This window comes from Amycolatopsis sp. NPDC039088 (genome assembly GCF_055598845.1).
The window spans coordinates 228,067-250,645 of sequence record NZ_JBVKAE010000008.1; the positions used below are offsets into that span (position 1 = coordinate 228,067).

The 22,579-nt window shown below is 68.5% G+C and carries 22 protein-coding genes and 3 pseudogenes; 9 read left to right on the forward strand and 16 right to left on the reverse strand.

Going from position 1 to position 22,579, the window contains the following annotated elements:
• Positions 1-332: 332 nt before the first annotated feature.
• Positions 333-791 (reverse strand): annotated as a pseudogene (locus ACZ7KI_RS13185) (CoA-transferase); the annotation flags it as partial.
• On the opposite strand from ACZ7KI_RS13185, the gene ACZ7KI_RS13190 reads away from it, so the two are divergent.
• On the forward strand, positions 684-1,145 hold the full coding sequence (locus tag ACZ7KI_RS13190) for a glycoside hydrolase family 16 protein (protein ID WP_470273374.1): 462 nt from the start codon (positions 684-686) through the stop codon (positions 1,143-1,145). The pseudogene ACZ7KI_RS13185 and the gene ACZ7KI_RS13190 overlap by 108 nt on opposite strands.
• Before the next feature lie 133 nt (positions 1,146-1,278).
• Here the strand turns inward: ACZ7KI_RS13190 and ACZ7KI_RS13195 are convergent, their stop codons facing one another.
• Complete coding sequence (locus ACZ7KI_RS13195; protein WP_470273375.1) at positions 1,279-2,913, reverse strand: tannase/feruloyl esterase family alpha/beta hydrolase; 1,635 nt, start codon at positions 2,911-2,913, stop codon at positions 1,279-1,281.
• Positions 2,914-2,988: 75 nt separating this feature from the next.
• Positions 2,989-3,420: a cupin domain-containing protein gene (locus tag ACZ7KI_RS13200; protein ID WP_470273376.1), complete on the reverse strand. Its 432-nt coding sequence runs from the start codon at positions 3,418-3,420 to the stop codon at positions 2,989-2,991.
• 93 nt (positions 3,421-3,513) lie between these two features.
• Between ACZ7KI_RS13200 and ACZ7KI_RS13205 the strand changes: the two genes are divergently transcribed.
• Positions 3,514-4,677, forward strand: coding sequence for an acyl-CoA dehydrogenase family protein (locus ACZ7KI_RS13205; protein WP_470273377.1), 1,164 nt, complete (start codon positions 3,514-3,516; stop codon positions 4,675-4,677).
• Between the two features lie 114 nt (positions 4,678-4,791).
• A complete protein-coding gene (locus ACZ7KI_RS13210; protein WP_470273378.1) occupies positions 4,792-5,829 on the forward strand; it encodes an alpha/beta hydrolase in 1,038 nt (345 codons plus the stop codon).
• A gap of 52 nt (positions 5,830-5,881) precedes the next feature.
• Here the strand turns inward: ACZ7KI_RS13210 and ACZ7KI_RS13215 are convergent, their stop codons facing one another.
• Positions 5,882-7,336 (reverse strand): aldehyde dehydrogenase, encoded by a 1,455-nt coding sequence (locus tag ACZ7KI_RS13215; protein WP_470273379.1) that lies wholly within the window; start codon positions 7,334-7,336, stop codon positions 5,882-5,884.
• A gap of 565 nt (positions 7,337-7,901) precedes the next feature.
• Positions 7,902-8,333 (reverse strand): organic hydroperoxide resistance protein, encoded by a 432-nt coding sequence (locus tag ACZ7KI_RS13220; protein ID WP_470273380.1) that lies wholly within the window; start codon positions 8,331-8,333, stop codon positions 7,902-7,904.
• A 186-nt stretch (positions 8,334-8,519) separates the two neighbouring features.
• Between ACZ7KI_RS13220 and ACZ7KI_RS13225 the strand changes: the two genes are divergently transcribed.
• From ACZ7KI_RS13225 to ACZ7KI_RS13235, 3 genes and pseudogenes are all read left to right on the forward strand, one after another.
• On the forward strand, positions 8,520-9,875 hold the full coding sequence (locus ACZ7KI_RS13225; RefSeq protein WP_470273381.1) for a type I glutamate--ammonia ligase: 1,356 nt from the start codon (positions 8,520-8,522) through the stop codon (positions 9,873-9,875).
• 412 nt (positions 9,876-10,287) lie between these two features.
• Positions 10,288-10,983: pseudogene (locus ACZ7KI_RS13230) on the forward strand (BTAD domain-containing putative transcriptional regulator); the annotation flags it as partial.
• Between the two features lie 858 nt (positions 10,984-11,841).
• Positions 11,842-12,462: a TetR/AcrR family transcriptional regulator gene (locus tag ACZ7KI_RS13235; protein ID WP_470273438.1), complete on the forward strand. Its 621-nt coding sequence runs from the start codon at positions 11,842-11,844 to the stop codon at positions 12,460-12,462.
• Here the strand turns inward: ACZ7KI_RS13235 and ACZ7KI_RS13240 are convergent.
• Positions 12,387-12,812 (reverse strand): hypothetical protein, encoded by a 426-nt coding sequence (locus ACZ7KI_RS13240; protein ID WP_470273382.1) that lies wholly within the window; start codon positions 12,810-12,812, stop codon positions 12,387-12,389. The two genes, ACZ7KI_RS13235 and ACZ7KI_RS13240, sit on opposite strands and share 76 nt — an antisense overlap.
• 68 nt (positions 12,813-12,880) lie before the next feature.
• A pseudogene (locus ACZ7KI_RS13245) lies at positions 12,881-13,075 on the reverse strand (helix-turn-helix domain-containing protein); the annotation flags it as partial.
• Positions 13,076-13,175: 100 nt separating this feature from the next.
• On the opposite strand from ACZ7KI_RS13245, the gene ACZ7KI_RS13250 reads away from it, so the two are divergent.
• The gene (locus ACZ7KI_RS13250) at positions 13,176-13,706 is read left to right on the forward strand and encodes a hypothetical protein (RefSeq protein ID WP_470273383.1); all 531 of its coding nucleotides are present in this window, start codon (positions 13,176-13,178) and stop codon (positions 13,704-13,706) included.
• On the opposite strand, the gene ACZ7KI_RS13255 is transcribed toward ACZ7KI_RS13250, so the two are convergent.
• The 7 genes from ACZ7KI_RS13255 to ACZ7KI_RS13285 form a co-directional block, all read right to left on the reverse strand.
• Positions 13,621-14,592, reverse strand: coding sequence for a PDR/VanB family oxidoreductase (locus ACZ7KI_RS13255; protein WP_470273384.1), 972 nt, complete (start codon positions 14,590-14,592; stop codon positions 13,621-13,623). The two genes, ACZ7KI_RS13250 and ACZ7KI_RS13255, sit on opposite strands and share 86 nt — an antisense overlap.
• Positions 14,589-14,780: a hypothetical protein gene (locus ACZ7KI_RS13260; protein WP_470273385.1), complete on the reverse strand. Its 192-nt coding sequence runs from the start codon at positions 14,778-14,780 to the stop codon at positions 14,589-14,591. The genes ACZ7KI_RS13255 and ACZ7KI_RS13260 overlap by 4 nt, the downstream gene beginning before the upstream one ends.
• Positions 14,777-15,823 (reverse strand): Rieske 2Fe-2S domain-containing protein, encoded by a 1,047-nt coding sequence (locus tag ACZ7KI_RS13265; protein ID WP_470273386.1) that lies wholly within the window; start codon positions 15,821-15,823, stop codon positions 14,777-14,779. The genes ACZ7KI_RS13260 and ACZ7KI_RS13265 overlap by 4 nt, the downstream gene beginning before the upstream one ends.
• A 106-nt stretch (positions 15,824-15,929) precedes the next feature.
• A complete protein-coding gene (locus tag ACZ7KI_RS13270) occupies positions 15,930-16,646 on the reverse strand; it encodes an IclR family transcriptional regulator (RefSeq protein ID WP_470273387.1) in 717 nt (238 codons plus the stop codon).
• 109 nt (positions 16,647-16,755) lie between these two features.
• Complete coding sequence (locus ACZ7KI_RS13275) at positions 16,756-17,802, reverse strand: quercetin 2,3-dioxygenase (RefSeq protein ID WP_470273388.1); 1,047 nt, start codon at positions 17,800-17,802, stop codon at positions 16,756-16,758.
• Positions 17,799-18,758 carry an alpha/beta hydrolase fold domain-containing protein gene (locus ACZ7KI_RS13280; RefSeq protein WP_470273389.1) on the reverse strand — a complete coding sequence of 320 codons (960 nt, stop codon included), beginning with the start codon at positions 18,756-18,758 and terminating at the stop codon, positions 17,799-17,801. Before ACZ7KI_RS13280 ends, ACZ7KI_RS13275 begins: the two co-directional genes overlap by 4 nt.
• Positions 18,759-18,833: 75 nt before the next feature.
• Positions 18,834-19,715, reverse strand: a complete 882-nt coding sequence (locus ACZ7KI_RS13285) for a LysR family transcriptional regulator (protein WP_470273390.1) — start codon at positions 19,713-19,715, stop codon at positions 18,834-18,836.
• A 144-nt stretch (positions 19,716-19,859) separates the two neighbouring features.
• On the opposite strand from ACZ7KI_RS13285, the gene ACZ7KI_RS13290 reads away from it, so the two are divergent.
• A complete protein-coding gene (locus ACZ7KI_RS13290; protein WP_470273391.1) occupies positions 19,860-20,336 on the forward strand; it encodes a hypothetical protein in 477 nt (158 codons plus the stop codon).
• A gap of 74 nt (positions 20,337-20,410) precedes the next feature.
• On the opposite strand, the gene ACZ7KI_RS13295 is transcribed toward ACZ7KI_RS13290, so the two are convergent.
• Both ACZ7KI_RS13295 and ACZ7KI_RS13300 read right to left on the reverse strand, forming a co-directional pair.
• Positions 20,411-20,962: a carboxymuconolactone decarboxylase family protein gene (locus tag ACZ7KI_RS13295; RefSeq protein ID WP_470273392.1), complete on the reverse strand. Its 552-nt coding sequence runs from the start codon at positions 20,960-20,962 to the stop codon at positions 20,411-20,413.
• Positions 20,963-20,977: 15 nt separating this feature from the next.
• Positions 20,978-21,565, reverse strand: coding sequence for a TetR/AcrR family transcriptional regulator (locus ACZ7KI_RS13300; protein WP_470273393.1), 588 nt, complete (start codon positions 21,563-21,565; stop codon positions 20,978-20,980).
• A gap of 127 nt (positions 21,566-21,692) precedes the next feature.
• Here ACZ7KI_RS13300 and ACZ7KI_RS13305 point away from each other — a divergent pair, with 127 nt between their 5' ends.
• Positions 21,693-22,541, forward strand: a complete 849-nt coding sequence (locus tag ACZ7KI_RS13305) for a poly(ethylene terephthalate) hydrolase family protein (protein WP_470273394.1) — start codon at positions 21,693-21,695, stop codon at positions 22,539-22,541.
• Positions 22,542-22,579 lie beyond the last annotated feature (38 nt).

Here is a 22,579-nt window from a genome sequence, read left to right on the forward strand (position 1 = left end):
CACTGTCCACAAGGGACACCACCGGGCGATTGAGTGTCCGATTGATGCCGCTATGCACGTTTCGACGCGAGGTCGTGAGTGATAATGAGGGTTAGAACGACCCAAATCACTCACGACCCCTTCTTAAAACCGTGCAAGTCTCCCAAATCGGGCACATTTGACTCGGAAAGTGTCCCTTATGGACGGTCAGAAGCCGGGGAGGCCCTTTTGCGTGAGCCCGCTCCCGCCAGGGCCACCACGACACGTTCGCCCTGTCCCGCTCTAGTAGCGGAACCGACCAGCAGTTATGCGACTTTGCCGGGACCCTGCCTTGAGGGTAGGGAAGGAGGCCTTCACGGACACGCCACCTTGGGGGTTGCGCCGGTGGCCTCCTCGACGTCGGCGACGGTGACCCCAGGTGCGGTTTCGACCAGCCGAAGGCCGCCGGGGGTGATGTCGAGGACGGCGAGGTCGGTGATGACGCGGCTGACGCACTGGCGACCGGTGAGTGGCAGGGTGCAGTCGTCGACGATCTTGGGGCTGCCGTCGCGGGCGGTGTGTTCGGTGAGGGCGATGACGCGGCGGGCGCCGTGGACGAGGTCCATCGCCCCGCCCATGCCTTTGATTATCTTGCCGGGGATCGACCAGTCGGCGATGTCGCCGCGGGCGGAAATCTGCATGGCGCCGAGGATCGCGATGTCGATGTGGCCGCCGCGGATCATGCCGAACGACTGGGCGGAGTCGAAGAAACTCGCCCCGGCGAGGGTGGTCACCGTTTCCTTGCCCGCGTTGATGAGGTCGGGATCGACGTCGTCTGGAAGTACGCTCCCAAGTACGGGTACTTCGAGATCCGTGCGAAGACGTCGGCTCGCAGTGGACTGCACAAGTGGTCGGACCCGAATGTCCCGGAAGTCAACCATTCGATCAATGTCGGCTTCGATCTGGCGAGCGAGATGCACATCTACGCTCTCGAGTGGACGCCGACCCAGCTGAAGCTTTACGTCGACAACGTGCTGACGAAGACGATAAACGCCGCTCCTTCCTACGCCTCGGCGTTCCTCCTCGGCATCTATGAGAACGCGGGCTGGACCGGGGATGTCGACCCGTCCGATCCGCGGCCGAAGGAATTCGTGGTGGACTACTTCCGCGCTTACCGGAAGGCCTAGCGCCTGGGTGAGCGGCGAATCGGAAGCCGGGCATGCCACCAATGTGGCATTGGACTGCGGCGCGAGCCCGATATCGCAAGCCGCACGCCACGTTCGGCTTACCCCTCACTGACCCGAATCGCCGCTCACGACGTCAGAACCTCGTGCAGCGGTAGCTCGACGCCAGTGCCGGATCACCGTGACCGGTGTAGCGCGACCTCTGCGGCAGCGGGCACAGGTCCCGCGAGGCCGAGCCGTCGAGAGTGGTCGCGGCCAGGGTGGCCGGGGCCTTGCCGTGCTCGACCCAGTCGACCAGCGCGCCGAGGGCATTGACCGGTTGCGCACCCGCGCCACCGCCACAGTGCTGTACGCCGGGTGCCAGGAACAGGCGGTAGAAGTCGTTCACCCGCGCCGCGCCGCCCATCCGCCGTTCGACCTGCTCGCGGTAGGCGAGGGTGCCGCCCGGCGGGATCAGCTGGTCCGCCGTGCCGACGACGGTGATCAGTTTGCCGCCCGCGCGGTGGAAGCCCGACAGGTCCGGATCGGAGGTGCCGATGACCCGGTCGTACTCCCGCACCGACTGGCGGAACAGGTCTCGGTACTGGGCGTAGGTGAGCTTCGAGGTGTCGAACCCCGGCTGCTTCTCCAGGAAGCTTTGCACCCACTGGACGGCCACCGGGAAACCGGGAGAGAACAGGTCTCCGTTCGCGTCGGGCTGTGTGCCCGCCAGCCAGGTGTAATCCGCGCCCTTGGGCAGTCCTGCCCACAGCTTCGTGCCGCGCTCGTCGGTCGGGCCGTTCCAGATCTCGCGCATGACGTCCGCGTCCGCGGTGGTCACGGTGATCTCCCGGCCGTCGCAGAGCACCTTGGCGCCCACGAGTGAGCGCGGATCGTAGCCGCACTCGTCCGGCCGGTCGATGATGCCGTTCGTGACCCCGTCCCGTGCGTCACACGCCTGGATCGCGGCCTTCTGGAACGCGCCGAGGACGCAGTTGGCGACGAAGTGGTGGTCGTTGTTCATCACGACCTGCGGCCACAGAGTCGCCACCGCGAACCGGGTCCAGTTCACCGCGGGCGCGTCGGCAAGGATGCCGTCGAAGTCGCCCGCGTGCTCCTGTGCTTCCTCGTAGCCCTGGCGGCCACCGGTCGAGCAGCCGTTCCAGTACGAGTACGACACCGCGCGGTCGTAGTGTGCGCGCGCCACGTCCTTGCCGATCAGGGCCGACTCGTGCACCGAACGGGACGCGAAGTCGGTCAGCAACGCCTGGTTGACCTTGCCGTCACCGGTCACCGCCCAGCTGGTGTCGAGTCCACTCAGGACACCGGCGTCGGTCGTGACGCCGGTGTAGCCGTCCTTGACCGCCTGCACCAGCGGCGCGCCGAAGTTGCCCGCGGCGTAGGCGCTGCCGCCGATGCCCTGGAGCCTGCCGGTCCAGCCGGTCTCCGGAAGAGCGATCCCGATCTTCACGTGGTCGCCCGCACCGGGGTGGGTGACGGTCACGGTGATCTGGCAGTACGCCGGGACACCGGTGAGCACGGTCGCCGGCGAGAGTTCCGTCGCCGGGAACGAGAGGGTCCCGCCCTCGTGGCGTTCGGCCAGCACCGATTCGATCTTCGCACCCTGCGGGGCGGTGACCGGCACCGGCGCGCAGGCCGAAATCGTGGCCTGTGCGGGCGCGAGCTGGGCCGAGGCGCTCGCGGCGAGGGGGAGCAGCGCGGCGAGGGGCCCGGCCACCGCCAGGAGTCTCGCCAGGCGACGCCCGGCTCTGTGTTTTCGTTTTTCCTTCATTCCCTTACCTTTCGTCGTACATCGAGACCGTAAGCGCCGGAAATTGACGATCCATGGACGTTTCGCAGACGAGGCTCACTCGAACGAACAGCCGGGGTTGGGTACGTCCACAGCGAGCGGCTGACCGGCAGGGCTCCGGTAAAGCACCTCGAGCACGACCGGTGTGGTGCCCAGATTGCGTCCGATGTGGACATAACCGGCACCGCTCTCTTCGGAGATGAGCTGTCCATCGTGGTAGACGCCGTCGCTGTCGCAGCTGGCGTCGTTATGGCTCAGTACGCCCTGTTTGACGTAACCGGTCACCTGGCCGGGGTGGTAGTGCCAGCCGGTGCTGCCGCCCGGCGCGAGGGTGATCTCCTTGAGCACGTAGTCGGTGCCGTCGACGACGTGGTCGAAAAGCGTGACCGCCGAGACGCCGCGGCCGGGCGTCGCGTTCGCCGTACTCGGCAGGAAAGCCAGTGACAGGCCGACGGCGGCGATCAGAACGGCTGATGATTTCCTGTTCATACGCGGTAAGTTATGGCCGCGTCGTGGACAATCGTTGTACGTGGAATCGACGACGTCGATCGCGCGTATACACCGCGGCGGCACCCTGAACTCATGTCCGACACCACTTCCGGGGACACCCGGGCACTTGCCCTGCCGAGTCTGCTGCGGTGCGCGATCGAAGCCGCACGGGACGAAGCCGACAAGCTCGGCCGCCTGCCGGATCACCTCATCACCGAACTTCGCGACGCGGGTGCCTTCAGCCTGTTCACCCCTGCCGAGTACGGCGGACTGGAGGTGTCGCTCAGCACCGCGCTGACCGTCTACGAGCGGTTCGGCCGGATCGACACCTCGGTCGCCTGGATCGTGTGGAACGCCAATTTCGGTTTCACGGCGGCGATGCTCGGTGAGGCGGGCGCGGCGAAGGTCTGGACCGGCGGCCCGGAACCGGTACTGGCGAACGCGGGCCAGCCGGGCAAGGCCGTCGCGGTGGACGGCGGGTACCGGCTCTCCGGGCGGTGGCGCGTCGTCAGCGGGATCGAGGCGGCCGACTGGTTCGTCCCGCTCGGCGTCGTCATGGACGGCGAACAGCCCGCGACGACCGAGACGGGCGAACCGGACGTGCGCCTGTTCCACGTCCGTCGTGACCAGCTGGAAATCGAGCACACCTGGCAGGTCAGCGGCATGGGCGCGACCGGCAGCCACGGCGTGGTGGTCGAGGACGCGTTCGTCCCGGCCGAATTGACCGCGAGGATCGACACCCCGCTGCGCCTCGACCGGCCCACCTACCGCCGCGACCCGGTCCTGCTGGTCTTCGCCGGCTGCACCGCCGTCGCGCTGGGCACGGTGGAGCAGGCCATCGACGAACTGGTCGCGCTCGCGCCCGGCAAGACGACGGCCTTCGGCGGGACGCTCGCCGAGCAGCCCCACGTGCAGGAGTCGTTGGCGCGCCACGAGGCCGCGGTACGGGCCGCGCGCCTCTTCCTGTTCGACGTGGCCCGGCGGATCGACGAGACCGCTGAGCGCGCTGAGCCCGCCGCTCCCGCCCTGCGCGCCGATCTGCATTCGGCGATGGCACACGCGGCCGTCGTCGGCCGGGACGCCCTGGTCGCGATGTACCAGCTGGGCAGCTCCACCTCGCTCTACCGGGGCAACACTCTCGAACGGCTGTTCCGCGACGGGATGGTGGCGCTGCAGCACGTCAACCAGGCGCCGGAATTCTTCGGCGGTTCGGGACGCGTGCGGCTGGGCCTGGAGCCCGGCTTGCCGCTGTTCTGACGGCCAAAGCCTCGGTGACGTACACCCGCAGCGTCATCCGACAGGCGCGGAACCCCGCGCGCGGTACCTAACGTCGTCGACGTCAAAAGACATCTCGAACGGGGGAGTTTTCAGATGATCAGCAGGAGACTGTTCGGGCAGACGGTGGTGGCGGGGGTGGCGGCGACGTCGCTGGCCGCCTGCTCGCCGAAACCAGGCGCGGCACCGGCCGCGGCGGCTCCGCCCGGGTCGGATCTGCGGGCGGGCTCCGGGAAGAACACCTCGCTCGGCCCGGTCAAGCAGATCACCGCCGGAGCGGTGGACATGGGCTACTTCGAGTCCGGGCCCGCGACCGGACAGGCGGTGGTGCTGCTGCACGGCTGGCCCTACGACCCGTACAGCTACGTCGACGTCGCGCCGCTGCTGGCCGCGCAGGGCTACCGGGTGATCGTGCCGTTCCTGCGTGGTTACGGCAGCACCAGGTTCACTTCGGCGCAGACCGTGCGCAACGGGCAGCAGTCGGCGATCGCGCTCGACGTCATCGCGCTCTTGGACGCGCTCAAGATCGACAAGGCGATCTTCGGCGGCTACGACTGGGGTTCGCGCACCGCCGCCGTCATCGCCGCGCTGTGGCCGGAGCGCGTCAAGGCGCTGGTCGCGGTGAGCGGGTACCTGATCACGAACCTGGTGGCGAACCAGCAGCCGCTGGCCCCGGCCGCCGAGCAGGGCTGGTGGTACCAGTACTACTTCGCCACCGAGCGCGGCGTTCTCGGCTACACGAAGAACCGCCACGATTTCGCCAAGCTGATCTGGAAGAACGCCTCCCCGGCGTGGAACTTCGACGACGCCACCTTCGACCGCAGCGCGGCGGCGTTCGACAACCCGGACCACGTGGCGATCGTGGTGCACAATTACCGCTGGCGGTTGGGCCTGGCGGCAGGCGAGCCGCAGTACGAGTCCTACGAGCAGAAGCTCCAGACCGCCCCCGCCATCGCGGTACCGACGATCACGATCGGGAGTGACTTCGACGGCGCCGCGACCGACGGGATGTCCTACCGGGGCAAGTTCACCGGCAAGTACGCCCACCGGGTGTTCGCCGGCATCGGGCACAACGTGCCGCAGGAGGCGCCGCAGCCGTTCACCCAGGCGATCGTCGACGTGGACCACTTCTGACCCACGAGATCCGGGCTTCCCGTGCGGGAAGCCCGGACCGGCGTGTTCGTCGTCATGCCGTCGCGGGAAGCGTGACGGTCTTGTATTCGGTGTAGGTGCCGAGCCCGACCGCGCCGTACTCGCGGCCCAGACCGCTGGCCTTGAAGCCGCCGAACGGGCCGTCGAACCCGATGGGGGCGCCGTTCACGGTGATGGTTCCGGTGCGCACGCGGCGCGCGATCTCCATGGCGTGCGCGGGATCGGCCGACCACACGCCGCCGGACAGGCCGTACTCGGATTCGTTGGCGATGCGGACGGCGTCGTCCTCGTCGTCGTAGGCGATGACGACCAGGACCGGGCCGAAGATCTCCTCCTGCGCGATACGCATCGAGTTGTCCACGTCGGCGAACAGCGTCGGTGTCACGTAGAAGCCGTTTTCCAGCCCAGCCGGGACTTCCGGGCCTCCGGTGACGAGCCGGGCACCTTCGGAGACACCGATCCGGATGTAGTCGAGCACTCGCTGCTGCTGGTCGAGGCGGACCATCGGGCCGATGAAGGTCTTCTCATCGGCCGGGTCTCCCACGCCCAGGGATTCGATGAGCTCCTTGAGCCCGGCGACCACCTCGTCGTAGCGGCCGCGCGGGGCGAGGACACGGGTCTGCGCGATGCACGATTCGGCGTTGTTCAGCAGGGAAGCGAACTTGACACCTTGGATCGCCGCGTCGAGGTCGGCGTCCGGCAGGATGATCATGGCCGATTTGCCGCCCAGCTCCAGGCTGACCCGCTTGAGCTGCTCACCCGCGAGCGACGCGATGCGGCGACCGGCGCGGGTCGAACCGGTGAAGGCGATCTTGTCGACGTCGGCGTGCTTGACCAGGTACTCGCTGGTCTCGCGGTCGGCGGGCAGCACGCTGATCACGCCCTCGGGCAGACCGGTCTCTTCCAGCAGCCGCGCGAGCAGGTTCATGCTGAGCGTGTTCTCCGGCGAGACCTTGAGGACGACCGTGTTGCCCGCCAGCAGCGCGGGCAGGATCTTCGCCATGGCCGAAGAAAACGGCGAATTCCACGGGATGATCGCGGCGACGACACCGATCGCCTCGCGGCGCACGACCGAGCGGAACGGCGCGGCCGGGTCGGACGGTTCCAGTGTCTCCTCCCAGCCGAACTCTTCCGCCGCCTTCAGGTAGGCGTTGGCCTGACGGGTGAGGCCGGGCCGGCCCGCCTTGGTGAACCACAGTGCCGAACCGTTTTCGGCCGAGATGAGCGCCGCGATTTCCTCAGCGCGCTCTTCGCGGAGCTTGAGGAGTCTGCGGATGACCGCGATCCGTTCCGCGGGCGAGGTGCGCGGCCACGGTCCCTCGTCGAAAGCCTTGCGGGCGGCGGCTACGGCCCGGTCGATGTCGGCGGGCAGCGCCTGCGCGGCGCGGCCCAGTGTCGTTCGGTCGTGCGGGGAGCGGATTTCCAGCAGTTCCGTACTGCTCGGGTCGGTCCATTCGCCGCCGATGAAGAGCTGCTCGTAGGTGATCACTCAAGGGCTCCTTTGAAGCTGAAGTGTCACACTAGTGTAGCTCTTAATACGACTTAGTGGCACATAGGTGAGCCAGGAGACAGGCGGTTGCGGTAGGAGGTTGTCCACAGAGGACGCATGTGGTGGAGGACGGCGGGTCTCCCCAGTACATGAAGGTCCCCTTCCTTGCGCCAGGCGCCAATGCCAGGAACTTAAGGTCGGTGGCGTGGTGCTGTTTTAGCGTGTTTTCCCTGGTCAGGTGGTCCGGTTCCAGCGGGTACCGGACGTTCGGGCGGCGCTGGTTCGCCGACGAGGGTTGGTGGGTCCGTGAAGGCCTCCTTGAGGGACCCAGAGTCCCTCAAGGAGGCCTTCACAGACTTGGAAATACGGGCAAATGCTACTCAAACGGACAATTTACCACGGTAAGCGTCCTTTATGGATGATCAGGGAAACCTCAGGCACCGTCGCTCAACTTCCTGGCATTGGCGCCAGGCGCAAGGAAGGGGACCTTCATGTACTTCCTACCCAACAGAGGGTTGGCTCGAGACCGCCTCCTGGGGGCACGGGGCGGCCTCGAGGAACAGGGTCAGGCGACGGTGGCGTCGAGGGAGACCTCGATGTTGCCGCGCGTGGCCTTCGAGTACGGGCACAGCTGGTGCGCGCCCTGGACCAGCTCGTCGGCGGTGGCCTGGTCGACGCCGGAGGCTTCGAGGTGCAGCGCCGCGCTCAGCTTGAAGTCGTTGGCTTCCGTGTCGTGGTGCAGGGTGATTTCCGCGACGACGGCGAGGTCGGTCGGCGTGACCTTCTTCGCGGCGGCGACCCGGCGCACCGCGCCGACGAAGCAGGACGCCCAGCCCGCGGCGAACAGCTGTTCGGGGTTGGTGCCGTCGCCCGCGCCGCCGAAGGCCTTCGGCACGCCGAGGGTGACGTCGAGCGCGCCGTCGTCGGACCTCGCGTGCCCGCCGTTGCGGCCTTCCGCGGTGGAGGAGGCGACCGCGGTGTAGGTGACTTCAGACATCGGCTTTCCTTTGCGTTCCAGGGTTTGTGCCGACCACGTTACGAACGCGGGAAGCGCCGCGGCGACCGTCGGACGACGTCATCGGTGTACGTCACCACGATTCGTGGATCGGACGTCTACCGGTTGTCCGCGCCACTGCAGTAGGAATGGTGTGCTGACGGGAACGCGACGGATGAGGGGTACCAGGTGGGCAAGGACGTACAGGACACGGTGGCGGAGCTCGCGGATCAGGGTGTCGTCGGTGTCATCGTCGCCTGGGCCGACAACAACGGCATCACTCGTTCGCGCACCGTTCCCGTGCGCGGACTGGCGTCTGCCGCGCGCACCGGGATCGGCATCACGCCGCTCTTCGCCGTCTTCGACTCCCACGACGCGATCACCTTCGGGCACAAGGGGCTCGCCACCCCTTCCGGGGACATCCGGCTCGTGCCCGAGCTAAATGGCCTCGTGCGCCTGTCCGGCCAGCCCGGATTCGCTTGGGCGCCGGGACATCAGGTCGCCGCCGACGGCTCGGCGTGGCCCTACGACCCGCGACGGGTACTCGAGCGGCAGGTGGAGCGGGCCGCGAGCGCCGGCCTGACCGTGCGCGCGGGCTACGAGATGGAGTTCCAGCTCACGACCGCGGACGCGGACGGGTTCCGCCCGGTGCACGACGGTCCCTCCTACGGGCCCGTCCGCACGCTGGCCGTCGACGGGTTCGCCGAGCAGCTGCTGCGCGACCTGGACCGAAACGGTGTCGGGGTGCACCAGTTCCACGGCGAGTACGGGCCAGGACAGTTCGAGCTCAGCATCGCGGCCCAGGACCCGCTCACGGCGGCCGATCACCAGCTGCTCGCCCGCCAGACCATCCACGCCGCCGCCCGCACGCACGGTCTGCGGGCGAGTTTTTCGCCGCTCGTGGAGACCGGCACCGTCGGCAACGGCTGGCATCTGCACACCTCCGTCAGCCGCGACGGCGTCAACCTGCTCGAAGGCGGCACCGGACCGCACGGCCTCACCGCGGACGGGGCCGCCTACCTGGCCGGGCTGCTGCGGGACCTGCCCGCTGTCGTCGCCGTCACCGCGCCGAGCGTCGTGTCGCTGCTGCGCCGGCGTCCTGGGTTCTGGTCCGGCGCCTATGGATTCTGGGGTGCCGAGAACCGGGAAGCGGCGCTGAGGCTGGTCCCGGGATCGGAATTCCTGGGTGCCGGGCACGCCAACGTCGAGCTCAAACCGTCGGACGCCTCGGCCAACCCGTACCTCGCGCTGGCGGTCGTCATCGCGGCCGGGGTGTCCGGTATCGAGGACGGCCTGACCCCGCCGGATCCGGTGCAGCAGGACCCCGGCACGTGGACCGACGCCGAACGCGCGGCCGCGGGCATCCGCCTCCTTCCCTCCACAGTGGACGAACAGCTCGCCGCGCTGGCGGACGACGCGCGGGTTTCCGCGGTCCTCGGCGCGGACCTGGCCGACGCCTTCCGTGCTGTTCGGGAGTCCGACGCCGCGTGGGCGGCGGCGCGGTCGCCCGAGGAGGTGGTCGCGGGACACCACTGGTTGTACTGACCGCGGGGCGACGTACAAGCACGGCGTCACGTGACGCTCGCGAGGACCGTTCCGGCAGGCCTACCTTCCCGATATGCGGAGCCAGGCGGTCGTGATCGGACAACAGCGAGCGGTGTCGCCCCCATGCCGGTTCACCATCCTCGGACCGCCCGGACTCAGCCGCGGTGACGCGGAGCTGGACCTCGGCGCGCCACAACAGCAGGCGGTACTGACGCTGCTGCTCGTCCGCGGCGGGAATTTCGTCCGGGTCGACGAACTCGTCGACGGGTTGTGGGGCGATCGGGCCCCGGCGACCGGTGAGGCCGTCATCCGCACCTACATCTCACGGATCCGCCGGGTGTTCTCCGCGCACGGCCTCGGTTCGGCGATCCGCTCGCAGTCCGGTGGCTACCTGCTCGACTCGTCGTTGTTCATGCTGGACGCGGCCGAGTTCACGCGGCTGGTCGAGACGGCACGGCAGGAGCGCGCGAGCGGTGACGTGCCGAGTGCGGCAGGGCATCTGCGGGAGGCGCTCGACCTGTGGACGGGCACCGCGCTCGCCGGCGTGCCGGGCGACGCGGCGGAGCGGGAACGTTCCCGCCTGGAACGGCTGAAGCTGATCGCCACCCAGGAGCTGCTGCGACTGCGACTGGAGCTGGGGGAGCACGCCGAAGTGGTGGCCGAGGTGCCCCTCCTCATCCAGCTGAACCGGCTGGAGGAGCCGCTGTACGAGATCTACCTGCTTGCCCTTGACCGCGGCGGCCGCCGCGCAGAGGCGCTGGAGGTCTACCGGATGGTCTACGACCTGTTCGGCAAGGAACTGGGGGTCAGCCCTGGCTCCCGGCTGCGGGCGATCCACGAGAAGATCCTGCGGGCGGACCCCGACGCCGAGGACGCCTACGTGCCCGCCCCGCGTCCCCGGGTGGTGGCGCCGCCTGCCGAGGAACCGCCGAGCGAACCCGCGGGCGCGGCTTTGGACCGCAACGCCGATTCCCGGTTCGTCGGACGGGACGCCGAGCGTGCGGCGTTCGCGGCCATGCTCGAACGCGAACGCGGTGAGGGTCTCGAGGTGCTCTTCATCCGCGGTCACGCGGGCATCGGCAAGTCGACCCTGCTGCGCCGGTACGCCGACGACGCCGAGGTCGCGGGGCGGACGGTGTGGCGCCTTCACGACCTCACGACCGCGGAACTGCGGGAACGTCTCGAACGGCTCGCGGCCGGAGTCGCGGGGACCTCCGCCCGCCCGGTCGCGCTCGTCGACTCGTTCGAGCGGCACGGCGAACTCGAGCCCTGGCTGCGCGACACCTACCTTCGCACGCTGCCCGCCGGTTCGATCGTCGTCGTGGCGAGCCGTACCGGTCCCGGCGTCGCCTGGATCACCGATCCGGCGTGGTCCGGCGCGATGGTGGTGCGGCGGCTGGAAGCCCTCGGCGCCACGGAGTCGGCGGCGCTGGTCGAGGCCCGTGGTGTCGACGCCGGATTCGTTCGGTCCATTGTGGATTTCGCGGCGGGCAACCCGTTCGCGCTGTCCTTGGCCGCCGAGGTCGGCCGGAGCATGTCGCACACCGGAGGGCCGTCGCGGCGCGAGGCCGTGCGGTACGTGGTCGACACCGTGCTGGAGACCCTGCTCGACGACGTTCCGTCGCCGCGGCACCGGTGGGCGCTTCACGTGTGCGCGCACGCCCGCTGCACCACCGAAGACCTCTTGCGGGTGGCCGTACCGGGCGGCGACGCCGCGGAACTGTTCGACTGGTTGCGGACCCGGCCCTACGTCGAGACACCGGGGCACGGGCTGGACATCAACGGCGTCCTGCGGAAAGCACTGGAGGCACACCTGCGGTGGCGGGACCCGGTCGGCTACGAGCGGATGCACCGGCGGATCCGGCATTACGTGAAGAACACGCTGCTGTGCGACCCGCCCCGGCAGTGCCTCGGCGATGTAGCGGGTACTCGCGCGAAGCGCTACACGTGTGGGTATGTTGGCACAGTGAGAGCCGATGCCGCGCGGAACCTGGAACTCGTGCTGACCACGGGGGCCCGCATGCTCGCCGACGACCCCGCGACCAGCGTCGCCGCGATCGCGGCCGAGGCGGGCGTGGACCGCCGCACCGTGTACCGGCGGTTCGCCGGACGGGACGAACTGCTGACAGCGGTGTACGAGGCCCGGCTGGACGCGATCGAGGCGGCGATCGAAGCCGCCCGGCTCCGGGAGGCGCCAGTGCCGGTCGCGCTGCACCGGTACGTCGAGGGAATCGTCGGGGTGAACCGCAAGTGGCCCGTCGAACTCAGCAGGATGCGGACGGAACCGGAGATCTGGGCGCGGCGGCTTCGGGCGGTCGACGAGGTCGAACGGTTTCTCCGGCGGGCCACCGAGGACGGACTGCTCCGGCCCGGCCGGCCGGACCGCTGGGCGAGTCACGTGCTCGGCCAGTTGCTGCACCTTGCGTCACGCGAACTCCCCGACCTGAGCGACGCGCGCGCCGCCGATGTCATCGTCGACACGTTCCTGCGCGGTTTCGGCGCGGATGAGCATCACCCCGGCGATGTCGAGAACTTCGGCGTCGGCGGTATCGAATCACGTTCGAGGGAAAAGACAGCGAGGAAATAGTTCGCCTGAGCGCAGTTGACATTCTCCCCGCCGGTGAGGCGCACGGTCAGCGCGCCGTGCGCCAAGGTCAGCTCGGCGCTGTCCTCGGTGCAACCGGGCACGGCGAAGGCGAAAGCACGCCGATCGGACGGCGGAACGAACGACAAAGCCGCGCGGACCTCATCCATGGTCGCGATCTCGGCACTCTCCAGCGCTCGTTGGAACGCCCGCGCCTCGGCTGTGCCCAGTTCCGCGGGCCGCAGGTCCGCCGACCTCTTGTGCAGGCCGTCGAGGCGCACGAAGGCCTCCAGCCGCGTCTTCCCGTCGGCGACCGCGCCACATCCCGCCAGCACCAGCACAAGACACGTCACTATCCATCTCATGTGCCGAAGACGTAGCCGGACACCTCTTCGGTTGCGCGGCCGCATCGTGCGGACGCCCGCACACGGCCCTGTTCCAGTCGTGTGTAGTAGTCGACGCTGATGGCGGCGAGCTGAGCGGCTTCCTCGCGGCGTAACCCGGCGACCTTGCGGGCGGACTCCGTCTCGGGAAGACCGCACTCCTTCGGGGTCAGCTGGGCCCGGCGAGCCTTGAGGAAGGCTCCCGGCGCCTTGGCGTCGGGGTCGGAACTCATGACTCCAGTGTGCGGCCACCGCGGGGATCCCGGCACGGGTTTGCGGGGGCACCGCCCGGGTTCGCGACGACATCTCGTCACCGTCTCAGGAGAGTGCCCCATGGCCAGGACCACCGTCAGCTTCGACAGCGCCGACATCCCGCTCGCCGCCCACCTCTACCTCCCCGACACGCCGACGTCAGGCCCGCGCCCGGCGCTCGTCGTCGGTCACCCCGGCACCGGCGTGAAGGAACAGGCCTCTGGCACGTACGCGCGTCGTATGGCGCAGCGTGGCTTCGTCCCCCACGCAGAGGTCGACGCCGACCACCGCGTCAAGGCCGTCGCGACCGTCTCCGGGGTCGACGTCGCCCGCCAGTTCCGCCTCGGCGCGGATGGCACCCAGGACCACGCCGTCTTCCAGAGCCTGCTCGATGCCGCCGCCCTGGCGCGCACCGCCGCCGCTCGCGGCGAGGCCCCCGGGGCGATGGCCGTGTTCCCCGAAACCGCGGAGCAGGCGGGGGCACTCGGTGGCCCGCACGCCGTCGAGGTCCACCAGCGCGCCACCGTCAGAGGTCGAGGACCAGACGGGGTGACCACGAGCGGGACACGCAGATCATCATCGTGTCGCAGGCGTCCCGTTCTTCGTCGGTGAGAAGCGAGTCCCGATGATCCGGTTTTCCGGAAAGCACGGGGGTTTCGCAGGTACCGCAGGTTCCTTCCCGGCACGAAGAAAGGACGGTCGTCCCGGCTTCTTCGACGACGTCGAGGATGGAGCGGTCGGCGGGGACTTCCAGTACGGTGCCGGTCCGTGCCAGCTCCACCTCGAAAGCCCCGCGGGGACCCGCGGCGGCGCCCTCCTTCGGCGTGAATCGTTCGACGTGCAGGGCACCGGCCGGTCGATGCGCACAGTGCTCTTCGGTGGCGGTGATCAGGCCTTCCGGTCCGCAGCAATAGATCGCCGTCTCGACGTCTTCGTCACCTCCGGCGAGCAGCGTGGGCAAGTCGAGCAGGCCGCGTTCATCCTGTGGGTGCAGTTCGAGGCGGTCGGGGTAGCGCCTTTCGAGCTCGTCGCGGAAGGCCATGGAGGAGCGGGTCCGGCCGCCGTAGACGAGACGCCACTCGCCACCGGCCGCGGCCACCCGCGCGATCATCGGAAGGATCGGCGTGATGCCGATGCCGCCCGCGATGAACAGGTAGCGTTCGGCTTCCACCAAAGGAAAATGATTGCGGGGACCGCGCACGCGCACTCGCTGTCCTTCGGCGAGGGTGTCGTGCACGTACCGCGACCCGCCGCGTCCGGCCTCTTCCCGGAGCACGGCCACCTGGAGAACCGACGAGTCCCGCGGATCACCGCACAGCGAGTACTGGCGGGTCAGGCCGGACTCCAGCACGAGGTCGAGGTGTGCACCCGGTTCCCAGCCGGGAAGGGCGTCCCCGTCCGGATGCCGCAGGGACAACCGGACGACGTCGTCGGCGAGGGTTTCCTTGCGTTCGAGCACCAGATCCAGTTCGTGCTCGGTGTGGGGTGTGTTCTTCATCGGGAGGATTCCGGGTCGTGTCCGCTGGGATGGGCGAGCAGCCATTCCCACAGCTGGACGGGGTCTTCGAAGTCTCGCTCGGCGGAGCAGTGGCAGACCGCGCGCAACAGGTCCGTGCCCAGCACCCAATGGATGCGGTACACGCGGTCGCCGGACAACATCGGCCGGTTCGCGGGAGCGCCGGTCATGCCGTGGCCGTGGGGTTCTGTAGCCTGGCGAGCATCCGCCTCGCCGCGAGGCCGCCGGTGTCGATGTTGATCGACAGTTCCTGATAACCGTCGGGCTCGGCCTCGATGACCTTTTCCAGGACATCGAGCGCGACGACGTCCTGGAGGACCACGGTGCGGTTGTTTTCGGCGAGGAACTTCGACACCTCGTCGTCGCCGAGCGCGAAGTCGCGGGCGACGGCCCAGAAGTCGTGGGTGGAGTGTTCCGTCTCCGGGGTGATCGCGTACACCACCTCGACGTGGAAGGCGTCCGGATCGCTTCCGTCCGGCCGGGGGACCGATCCGGTCGGCGCGATGCGGCTGTGCAGTTTGTACAGACAGGGCGGGGTGTACTCGATGTCCTGCCAGCGCGCGATCCTGCCCCGCAGCCCCGTCGATTTCGAGTAGAACGGCGGGCATTCGGCGTCGTCCATGTGACGCGAGACGTAGACGATGCCCGCGTCCTCGTCGACCTCCGTCGTGATCGGCGTTTCCGCCACTTCGGGGGTGCCGATGTAACCGCCATGCAGATACGTTTCGTGTGACAGGTCGAGAAGATTGTCGACCAGTAGCGAGTACCGGGCCTTCAGCGGTTCCATCCCGCGCACGGTGGTGTAGTCCGGCGAGTCGAGATAGGGCACCCGCGGGATACGCGAGGCATCCGCCTTTTCCGGGTCGCCGATGAAGACCCAGATCAAGGAATCCTGCTCCACCAACGGGTATCGCCGTAGCCGGGCGGTGCGCGGGACGCGCTGCTGGCCCGGCACGAAGACGCATTTGCCGTCGGTGCCGTAGGTGAATCCGTGGTAGCCGCAGACGACTCGGTCGTCCACGAGCCGGGAAGGCGCTTGTGACAGCGGGAAGCGGCGATGCACGCAGCGATCGGCCATCGCGGTGACCTCGCCGTCACGAGCGCGCCAGAAGAGGATGGGCTCACCGCAGATCGTGCGGGAGAACAGCTCCTGTTCGATTTCGGTGCCGTACGCGGCGACGTACCATTGGTCCCGCGGGATGGTGGTGGTCATGATCGGTGTCTCCTCGTCGTCGAGGGCAGAGCCAGGAAGCCGAGGTCAGCCTGACGAAAAGGACCGGTCGCGCCGAACAGCGTTTCCGAAAGATGGAAGACTTTTCCTAGGTCGGTGCGATCAGGGCGCGGGAGATCGCCCGTGCGCTGGTGCGGACCAGCGGAGCCAGCGCGTGCGGTTTGGTGCCGGTGTGGTGGACGACGAGGGACACCGCGGCGACGACCTGCCCGCGGCCGTCGTCGATCGGCGCGGCCACCGACAGGGCGTCCATGGTGACCTGCCGATCGCTGATCGCGAAGCCGTTGGTGCGGACGTCGGCGAGCATCCGCCGCAACCCGGCCGGATCGGTGACCGTCTTGCGGGTGTAGCGCTCGATCGGCTTGCCGAGCACCTCGTCCTGTACCGCGGTGGGGGCATGCGCGAGCAGCACCAGGCCGACGCCGGTCGCGGTGAGCGCGAACCGGCCGCCGACCCTGGTCAGCACGGGCACGGCACCGGAACCGGCGATACGTTCGATGAAGACGACCTCGGTGCCCTCACGGACCGCGAGTTGCACGTTTTCCTTCGTGATCTGGGAAAGGTCTTCGAGGAACGGCAGCGCGCGCTCCCGCAGTCCTTGTCCGCGCGGCGCCAGCGCGCCGAGTTCCCACAGGCGCAACCCGACCCGGAACAATCCGTCTTCGCCTCGCTCGACGGCGCCCCAGGAAGAAAGCTCGTTCAACAAACGGTGCACTGTGGACAGTGGCATATCCGCCCGGCGGGCGATTTCGCTGAGGCTCAGCGTCGGTCGTTGGACGCTGAACGCGTCCAGCACCTGGAACATGCGACCGACCACGGATCCCGTGCGGCCAGGACGGCGACCTCTCGGCATCGTTCTCACTCGTCCTCGCTCGGTCTCGCGGGCGGCTCGTCGCCCGAGTCAAGCCAGGATCTCAGATACCGGCCGCCCGAACCCGTTCCGGCGGGCCACCGGCCACGACGACGTCCAGATCCGGGTTGGCCCGCATGCCGCCCAGCACGATCGACGGGTCGATGAGTCCCTCGGTGTGCACGTGGTCCTCGGTCGGCACCCCGGTCACGTCGAAGAACGGCTCGAAGATGTCGGAGGTGAGCACGCCGAGTAGCTGGGTGTTGTGCGCGGTGACGGCGAAGCTGTGCACGGTTCCGGGTGGGGCGTGCAGGAAGTCCCCCGGGGTGAGCAGGATTTCCTCACCGTTGACCCACAGCCAGATCCGGCCGGAAAGGCACAGGAAGTTCTCGGTGTGCCGCTGGTGGAAATGCCGGATGATGTACGGCTGGGGTGCGGCGAGGGTGTTCACCGCGAAGTATCGGCCACCGGTGTTGCGGCCCCTGGCCAGGAAGGAGTTCACCGCGTCCGGCCAGCCTCGCCGCTCCCCGGTGCGGGCGCGCAGGAAATAGCCTTCGGTGCCGACGGGAAGGGTGTCGTCCCACGCCTCGCCGGCGGCCACCCGGGGCAGGTCGTGCGGCGTCGCACCCGGCGGCAGTTCCCCGGTGAGCACAGCGCCTGCCGCGTAGAGGTGCCGCTCGACGTTCGCGACCGTCCCGGGGAGTCCGTCCAGTGCGCCGCCGGGAGCGGAGTACTGCAGCACCTTGGTCAAGTGACTCAGCATGCGACAGGCCACCGGGGTGCCCGGCGGGACGTGCACCGAGTCGCCGGGCACCAGGATCCGGCTCTCGCCCGGCAGCCAGAACTGGGCGCTGCCCTCGAAGACGTAGTAGGAACGTTGATGGCCGGCGAAGGTGTGGAACGGGATTTCGGCCCCTCGCGGGCCGAGTATGAACGCCGCGTCGAAAAGGCCACCGGTGTCCTCGGTTCGGGCGATGACCGTCCACAAGAGACCGCCGGTTTCGAACCGTGCGCCTTCGCCCGCGGCGAGATAGTAGGGGACCGGTTCCCCGGGCAGTGCGTCGATGACCGGCGCGCGGCCGTGCATGGTCTCCAGATCGGGGGTCGTCACCGGGTTTCTCCTGTCCTGGACGTGAGATGCCTGCGGAAGAAATCGTGGATGTCGGAGAAGCCGAACGTGGCCGGTCCGCCGTCGTCGGCCGATGTCCGCCGCACGGCGGACGCGCTGCCTTCCGCCGCGAGCCTCCCGTCGTCCATCACCTGGCCGAGCGCGACGTCGAGGCGGCCGGGCGGGTTGAGGAAACCGTGCCGGTACCCCTTCAGGAGGTACAGCTCGCTCGGCACCCCGGCGGCAACGAGTGCCGCGTGCAGCCGTTCGCTCTGCCGGTGTGACACCAGCACGTCCCCGGTGCCGTGGGAGAGCTGGAACGGCGGCGCCGCGGCGCTGACCCAGGTCAGGGGACAGGCTTGCCGTGCCGGCTCCGGCGACCGCGCCGGATGCCCGCCGAGCAACCGTTCCTCCGGCGACGGCGCCCCGCTCGGCCCGAGGTGGGTGGCTTCCGCTTCCGCGACCACTTCGGCGAGGTCGACCGGTGGATAGGACGCGGCGACCGCGCGCACCGGGACGGCACCCGCCTCCCGCTCGCCCGGGACGTCGGTGAGGTGCCCGGTGAGCCCGCCGAGGGCGGCCAGATGACCACCGGCCGACGCGCCCCAGAGCCCGATCGCGCCGGGAACGAGGCGATACCGTTCGGCGTTCGCGTCCAGGAACCGGATCGCGGCGCGCAGGTCGTGCAGCTGGGCCGGGAACAACGCCTGCGGCGAGAGCCGGTATTCGATGCTCGCCATCGCGCAGCCGGTGGCCAGAGCGGACTGGACGAGGTCGGGTGCCAGCGTGCGGTCGCCGGTGAACCAGCCGCCGCCGTGCAGCCACAGCACCACCGGGACCGCTTCGTCGGTGACGGGTCGATAGAGATCGAGCAACAGGTCCCCGGTTTCCCGCCGGGCGAAGACGACATCGGCGCCGACCCTGACCGCCCCCGACGGCGGGGTGAAGCGGTGTGCCATGTCATCGAGCTTGGTCGCCCGGACCGGGCCACACCAGCGCGATCATCCGCACGATCGTTCGGCGGATCCGGATGATCAGCGGGCCAGGCCGCCGAGTCCGGCGGCGATCCGGACAAACCGCTCCAGTGCGTCGGATCGGCGTTCCCGGCGCAGATAGAGGTAGGTCGTCGCAGGCGGGGAATCCACGATGGGCACGAACGAAAGCCCTGGTCGCGCGTAGGTGGCGGACGCGGATTCCCCGGCGATGTTGAGCCCCTGCCCGGCCCCGCACAGTTCGAGCACCTCTTCGAAGTTCCTGGAAACCGGCAGCAACCGGGGTACGACACCGGCCGCGGTGAGCGGCGAATACCAGTGTTCGGCCACCTCGTCGTCCTCGACGGACACGAAGGTTTCCCCGGCCAGGTCGGCCAGCCGTACCGAGTCCCGCGCGGCCAGTGGATGCCGGTCGGGGGCCACCAGCACGCACCCTTCTTCCCACAACGGCACCGACTCGAACGCGGGAGCCGGGTTCCGGCCGAGCTCGGCGACGAAGGCGCAGTCCACTTCGCCGTCGGCCAGCGCGTCGTAACAACCGAGGAAGCCCAGCTGCCGGATCTGCCAGCGGACCTGCGGCAGTTCCTCCGCCACCGCCGCCATGATCTCGCGAAACCGTGGACTGGAGACCATCAACCCGACCCGGATCCCCGGCTCGTCGACCGCTTTCCGCGCCCAGTCCACGACCTCGTCCATGGCCGCGATCGCCCGCCGGGCCCGTGGCGCCAGCTCCCGGCCGTGTTCGGTCAGTTCGACGCTCCGGGACGTGCGCTGGAACAACGTCCGGGCGAGGCGCCGTTCGAGCGCGGCGATCTGCTCGCTCATCGCGGACGGACTCAGGTGCAGCCGGGCCGCGGCGCGGCCGAAATGACTTTCCTCCGCCACGGCGAGGAAACACCGGAGGTGATGAATGGTGAGGTCCACGTTTCCCGCCTGATCAGGAGCCCGGAGTGGTGAGCGGTGCGATGGACATGAGGTGCTTCTCCTGGTGTGGTCGGGTACGAGAGCGCAGGGTAACCGACGACACCACGCCTATAAGATTTGAGCTATGACGACAGTGGTGGGTGCATGAAATCCGAAAGAGGCCATCGACTCCTGGCTTTTCTTCGCGAGCTCCAGGTGACCACCACGTGGACGGTCGCGGTCACCGAAGAAGCCGGTACTTCGACGTGGCGGCTTGGCGGATCGACATGGCAAGCGACCGTGGTCGTCGAACCGCTGCGTTGGCTCGGGTTGGCATTCGAGGCGCTGGATCCCGTGACCGGCAGACGCGCCACCTACGAGATCGACACCGACCTGTATGACATATCGCAGGACAAGCAGCGCGAATTCGCGGAAGAGATCGAACGGGACATCGCCGAATTCCTCGACAACTTGAGAAAGCGAGTCGTTCTCCGAGGAAACGACGGGTTGAGATTCGTGGTCGTCTTTCCGTTGGACGGGTCCTATGTCCGCGTGACCCAGGGGCGTTTCATCGGCAGTGTGTCCACGTACGCCGGTCTCACCGCCGCACGGACCGGCGGTGAGTACGTCCCGGTGGAATAACGAGCGGCCTTTCGCAACATCTCGTTGAGGGCTTGAGGAGGCTGGTCACCCACATTGGAGACATCAGGTGGCGGTCAGTGGCGCTTCCACTCCTGCTCCTTCCACGCGGGATCGAGTGGCGTGTGCGCGATGTGGTTGGTGTAGTTGGACAACGTCTTCATCCCGACACCGAGGATCACGTCCATCACGTGGCGTTTCGTGTAGCCCGCGGCCAGGAACCGCGCGACCTCGTCGTCGGGAACCCAGCCTTGGTTGGCGACCATCGACGCGGTGAAGCGCCGTGCCGCGTCCAGCGTGTCATCGGGCAGCGGTTTGCCTTCACGCAAGGCGGTGACGGTGGCACTGTCCACTCCGGACTTCAGCGCCAGCGTGGAGTGCGCGGCCACGCAGTACTCGCAGCCGTTCTGAACGCTGGCCGTGATCCAGACGACGTGCTTGGCCTTGGCGGGCAAGGAGGATTTGCCGAACAGTTCCGCCAGGGTGTTGTATCCGGCGAGCAGCTCCGGCGACTCGGCCATCACCGCGTTCAGCGTGGTGACGAAACCCATGCGGCGTTTCGCGGATGCCAAGTGGGGTCGGGAGTTCTCCGGTGCGCTCGCTTCGTCATGGACCGTGAACTGGGGCATCGGGACTGTCTCCTCTCAGGCGGCCAGCAAGCTGATCGTGGCCGTTACGGTTTTCTCGAGCGTTTCCGGTTCCGCTCCCGCGCGGGACCGGAGATTGACGCCATAGGCCAGCAGGGCCAGCATGTCGGCGGCCGTGGCCGAGGTGACTTCCGGGCGTAACTGCCCGGAATCCGACGCGTGCGCCAAGGCGGCGAGCATCGCGGTACGGAGCCGGTCGTGGTGCAGGTGCAGGACCGCTCGCACGTCGGGATCGTCGTTTTCCCCGTTCGCGTGGGCATTGGAAATCATGCAGCCCCATCGTGCGTGCTCGCCCGAACAGCGGGTCGTGATCAGCCCGTCGAAAAAGGACGAGATGGCGGGCAGGCCGCGGGTGTCGTCGGTGAGCCGTCGCAGGATCGGCTCGGAACGCCGCTCGACATAGTGCCGCAGCGCCGCGACGTAGAGATCCCGCTTGCCGCCGAAGGTCGAGTACAGGCTCGACCGGTTGACGCCGGTCGCGGTCACGATGTCCTGGACCCCGGTCGAATCCACGCCCTGGCGCCAGAACAGCCGCACGACGGAGTCGAGCACCGCGTCCGGATCGAAGTGTTTCACATCGGGCATGGCCACCCTCGCTAACTTGGAACGTCCATTCCAAGTTAGCGGTCCACTCGCGCCTCCCGCAAGGGGGGTGGGTTGACAGCGACGGGAGGTGCTGCGATCCTCCCTAACAATCGTTAGGGAGGAAACAATGAAGTTCCCTACTCGCGTACTTCTCGCAGTCCTGTTCGCGGTCGCGGCGGTTCTGGTCGCACCGGCCACACACGCCGCCGAGGCCGCCGATCCGGTGGCTTCGTCGGTCGACCCGCATTGGGCGGATCCCGGGCCGTTCGCCGTCGCGGTCGACGCCGGGCTGATCCACACGTTCTACCGGCCGGCGGCGCTCGACCAGGGCGCTCCGCATCCGGTGATCGTCTGGGGGAACGGCACCGGGGCGACTCCGGCGGCCTACGACGGTCTGTTGCGGCACTGGGCCTCGTACGGGTTCATCGTCGCGGCGGCCAACACGCCGTTCGCCAATGACGGTAAGGCGATGCTGGGCGGCGCGCGGTGGCTCGTCGGAGAGAATCAGCGACCGGGAAGTCGCTACTACCGCAAGGTCGCCGCGATGGCGATCGGGTCGGCGGGGCATTCGCAGGGCGGTGCCGGAGCGATCAACGCCGGGGCCGATCCGTTGATCACCACGACGATCGCGCTGCAGCCCGGACCGCTGGCCGACGCGGGCAAGCTGCACGGGCCTACGCTCTTCCTCGCCGGACAGACGGACACTATCGTCAAACCCGGCTTGATCGTGCTGCCGTTCTACGAGGCCGCTGACCAGATTCCCGCGGTCTACGCCGAACTGAAGGGCGCGGGCCATTTCGAACCGGCGCTCGACGGCGGCAGGTTCCGTGGTGTCCTCACGGCGTGGTTCGCCTATCGTCTCAAGGGAGACGAGCGGGCCAAAGCCGAGTTCGCGGGCCCCTCCTGCGGGCTGTGCACGGATCCTGACTGGAGCGACGTGCGGCGCAATGACAAGGCCGAGAGCGGCCAGGTCTGAGGAAAGGGCCACCACGCTGAACGAGAACCCGCAAACCC

What these genes read in the sequence shown, in the direction of transcription:
- ACZ7KI_RS13290 (WP_470273391.1), top strand. Translation starts at nt 19,860, where the DNA reads ATGAAATCCGAAAGAGGCCATCGACTCCTGGCTTTTCTTCGCGAGCTC.
- ACZ7KI_RS13260 (WP_470273385.1), bottom strand. Translation starts at nt 14,780, where the DNA reads ATGACCGGCGCTCCCGCGAACCGGCCGATGTTGTCCGGCGACCGCGTG.
- ACZ7KI_RS13200 (WP_470273376.1), bottom strand. Translation starts at nt 3,420, where the DNA reads ATGAACAGGAAATCATCAGCCGTTCTGATCGCCGCCGTCGGCCTGTCA.
- ACZ7KI_RS13300 (WP_470273393.1), bottom strand. Translation starts at nt 21,565, where the DNA reads ATGCCCGATGTGAAACACTTCGATCCGGACGCGGTGCTCGACTCCGTC.
- ACZ7KI_RS13220 (WP_470273380.1), bottom strand. Translation starts at nt 8,333, where the DNA reads ATGTCTGAAGTCACCTACACCGCGGTCGCCTCCTCCACCGCGGAAGGC.
- ACZ7KI_RS13305 (WP_470273394.1), top strand. Translation starts at nt 21,693, where the DNA reads ATGAAGTTCCCTACTCGCGTACTTCTCGCAGTCCTGTTCGCGGTCGCG.
- ACZ7KI_RS13270 (WP_470273387.1), bottom strand. Translation starts at nt 16,646, where the DNA reads ATGTTCCAGGTGCTGGACGCGTTCAGCGTCCAACGACCGACGCTGAGC.
- ACZ7KI_RS13280 (WP_470273389.1), bottom strand. Translation starts at nt 18,758, where the DNA reads ATGGCACACCGCTTCACCCCGCCGTCGGGGGCGGTCAGGGTCGGCGCC.
- ACZ7KI_RS13205 (WP_470273377.1), top strand. Translation starts at nt 3,514, where the DNA reads ATGTCCGACACCACTTCCGGGGACACCCGGGCACTTGCCCTGCCGAGT.
- ACZ7KI_RS13265 (WP_470273386.1), bottom strand. Translation starts at nt 15,823, where the DNA reads ATGACCACCACCATCCCGCGGGACCAATGGTACGTCGCCGCGTACGGC.
- ACZ7KI_RS13295 (WP_470273392.1), bottom strand. Translation starts at nt 20,962, where the DNA reads ATGCCCCAGTTCACGGTCCATGACGAAGCGAGCGCACCGGAGAACTCC.
- ACZ7KI_RS13250 (WP_470273383.1), top strand. Translation starts at nt 13,176, where the DNA reads ATGGCCAGGACCACCGTCAGCTTCGACAGCGCCGACATCCCGCTCGCC.
- ACZ7KI_RS13195 (WP_470273375.1), bottom strand. Translation starts at nt 2,913, where the DNA reads ATGAAGGAAAAACGAAAACACAGAGCCGGGCGTCGCCTGGCGAGACTC.
- ACZ7KI_RS13210 (WP_470273378.1), top strand. Translation starts at nt 4,792, where the DNA reads ATGATCAGCAGGAGACTGTTCGGGCAGACGGTGGTGGCGGGGGTGGCG.
- ACZ7KI_RS13255 (WP_470273384.1), bottom strand. Translation starts at nt 14,592, where the DNA reads ATGAAGAACACACCCCACACCGAGCACGAACTGGATCTGGTGCTCGAA.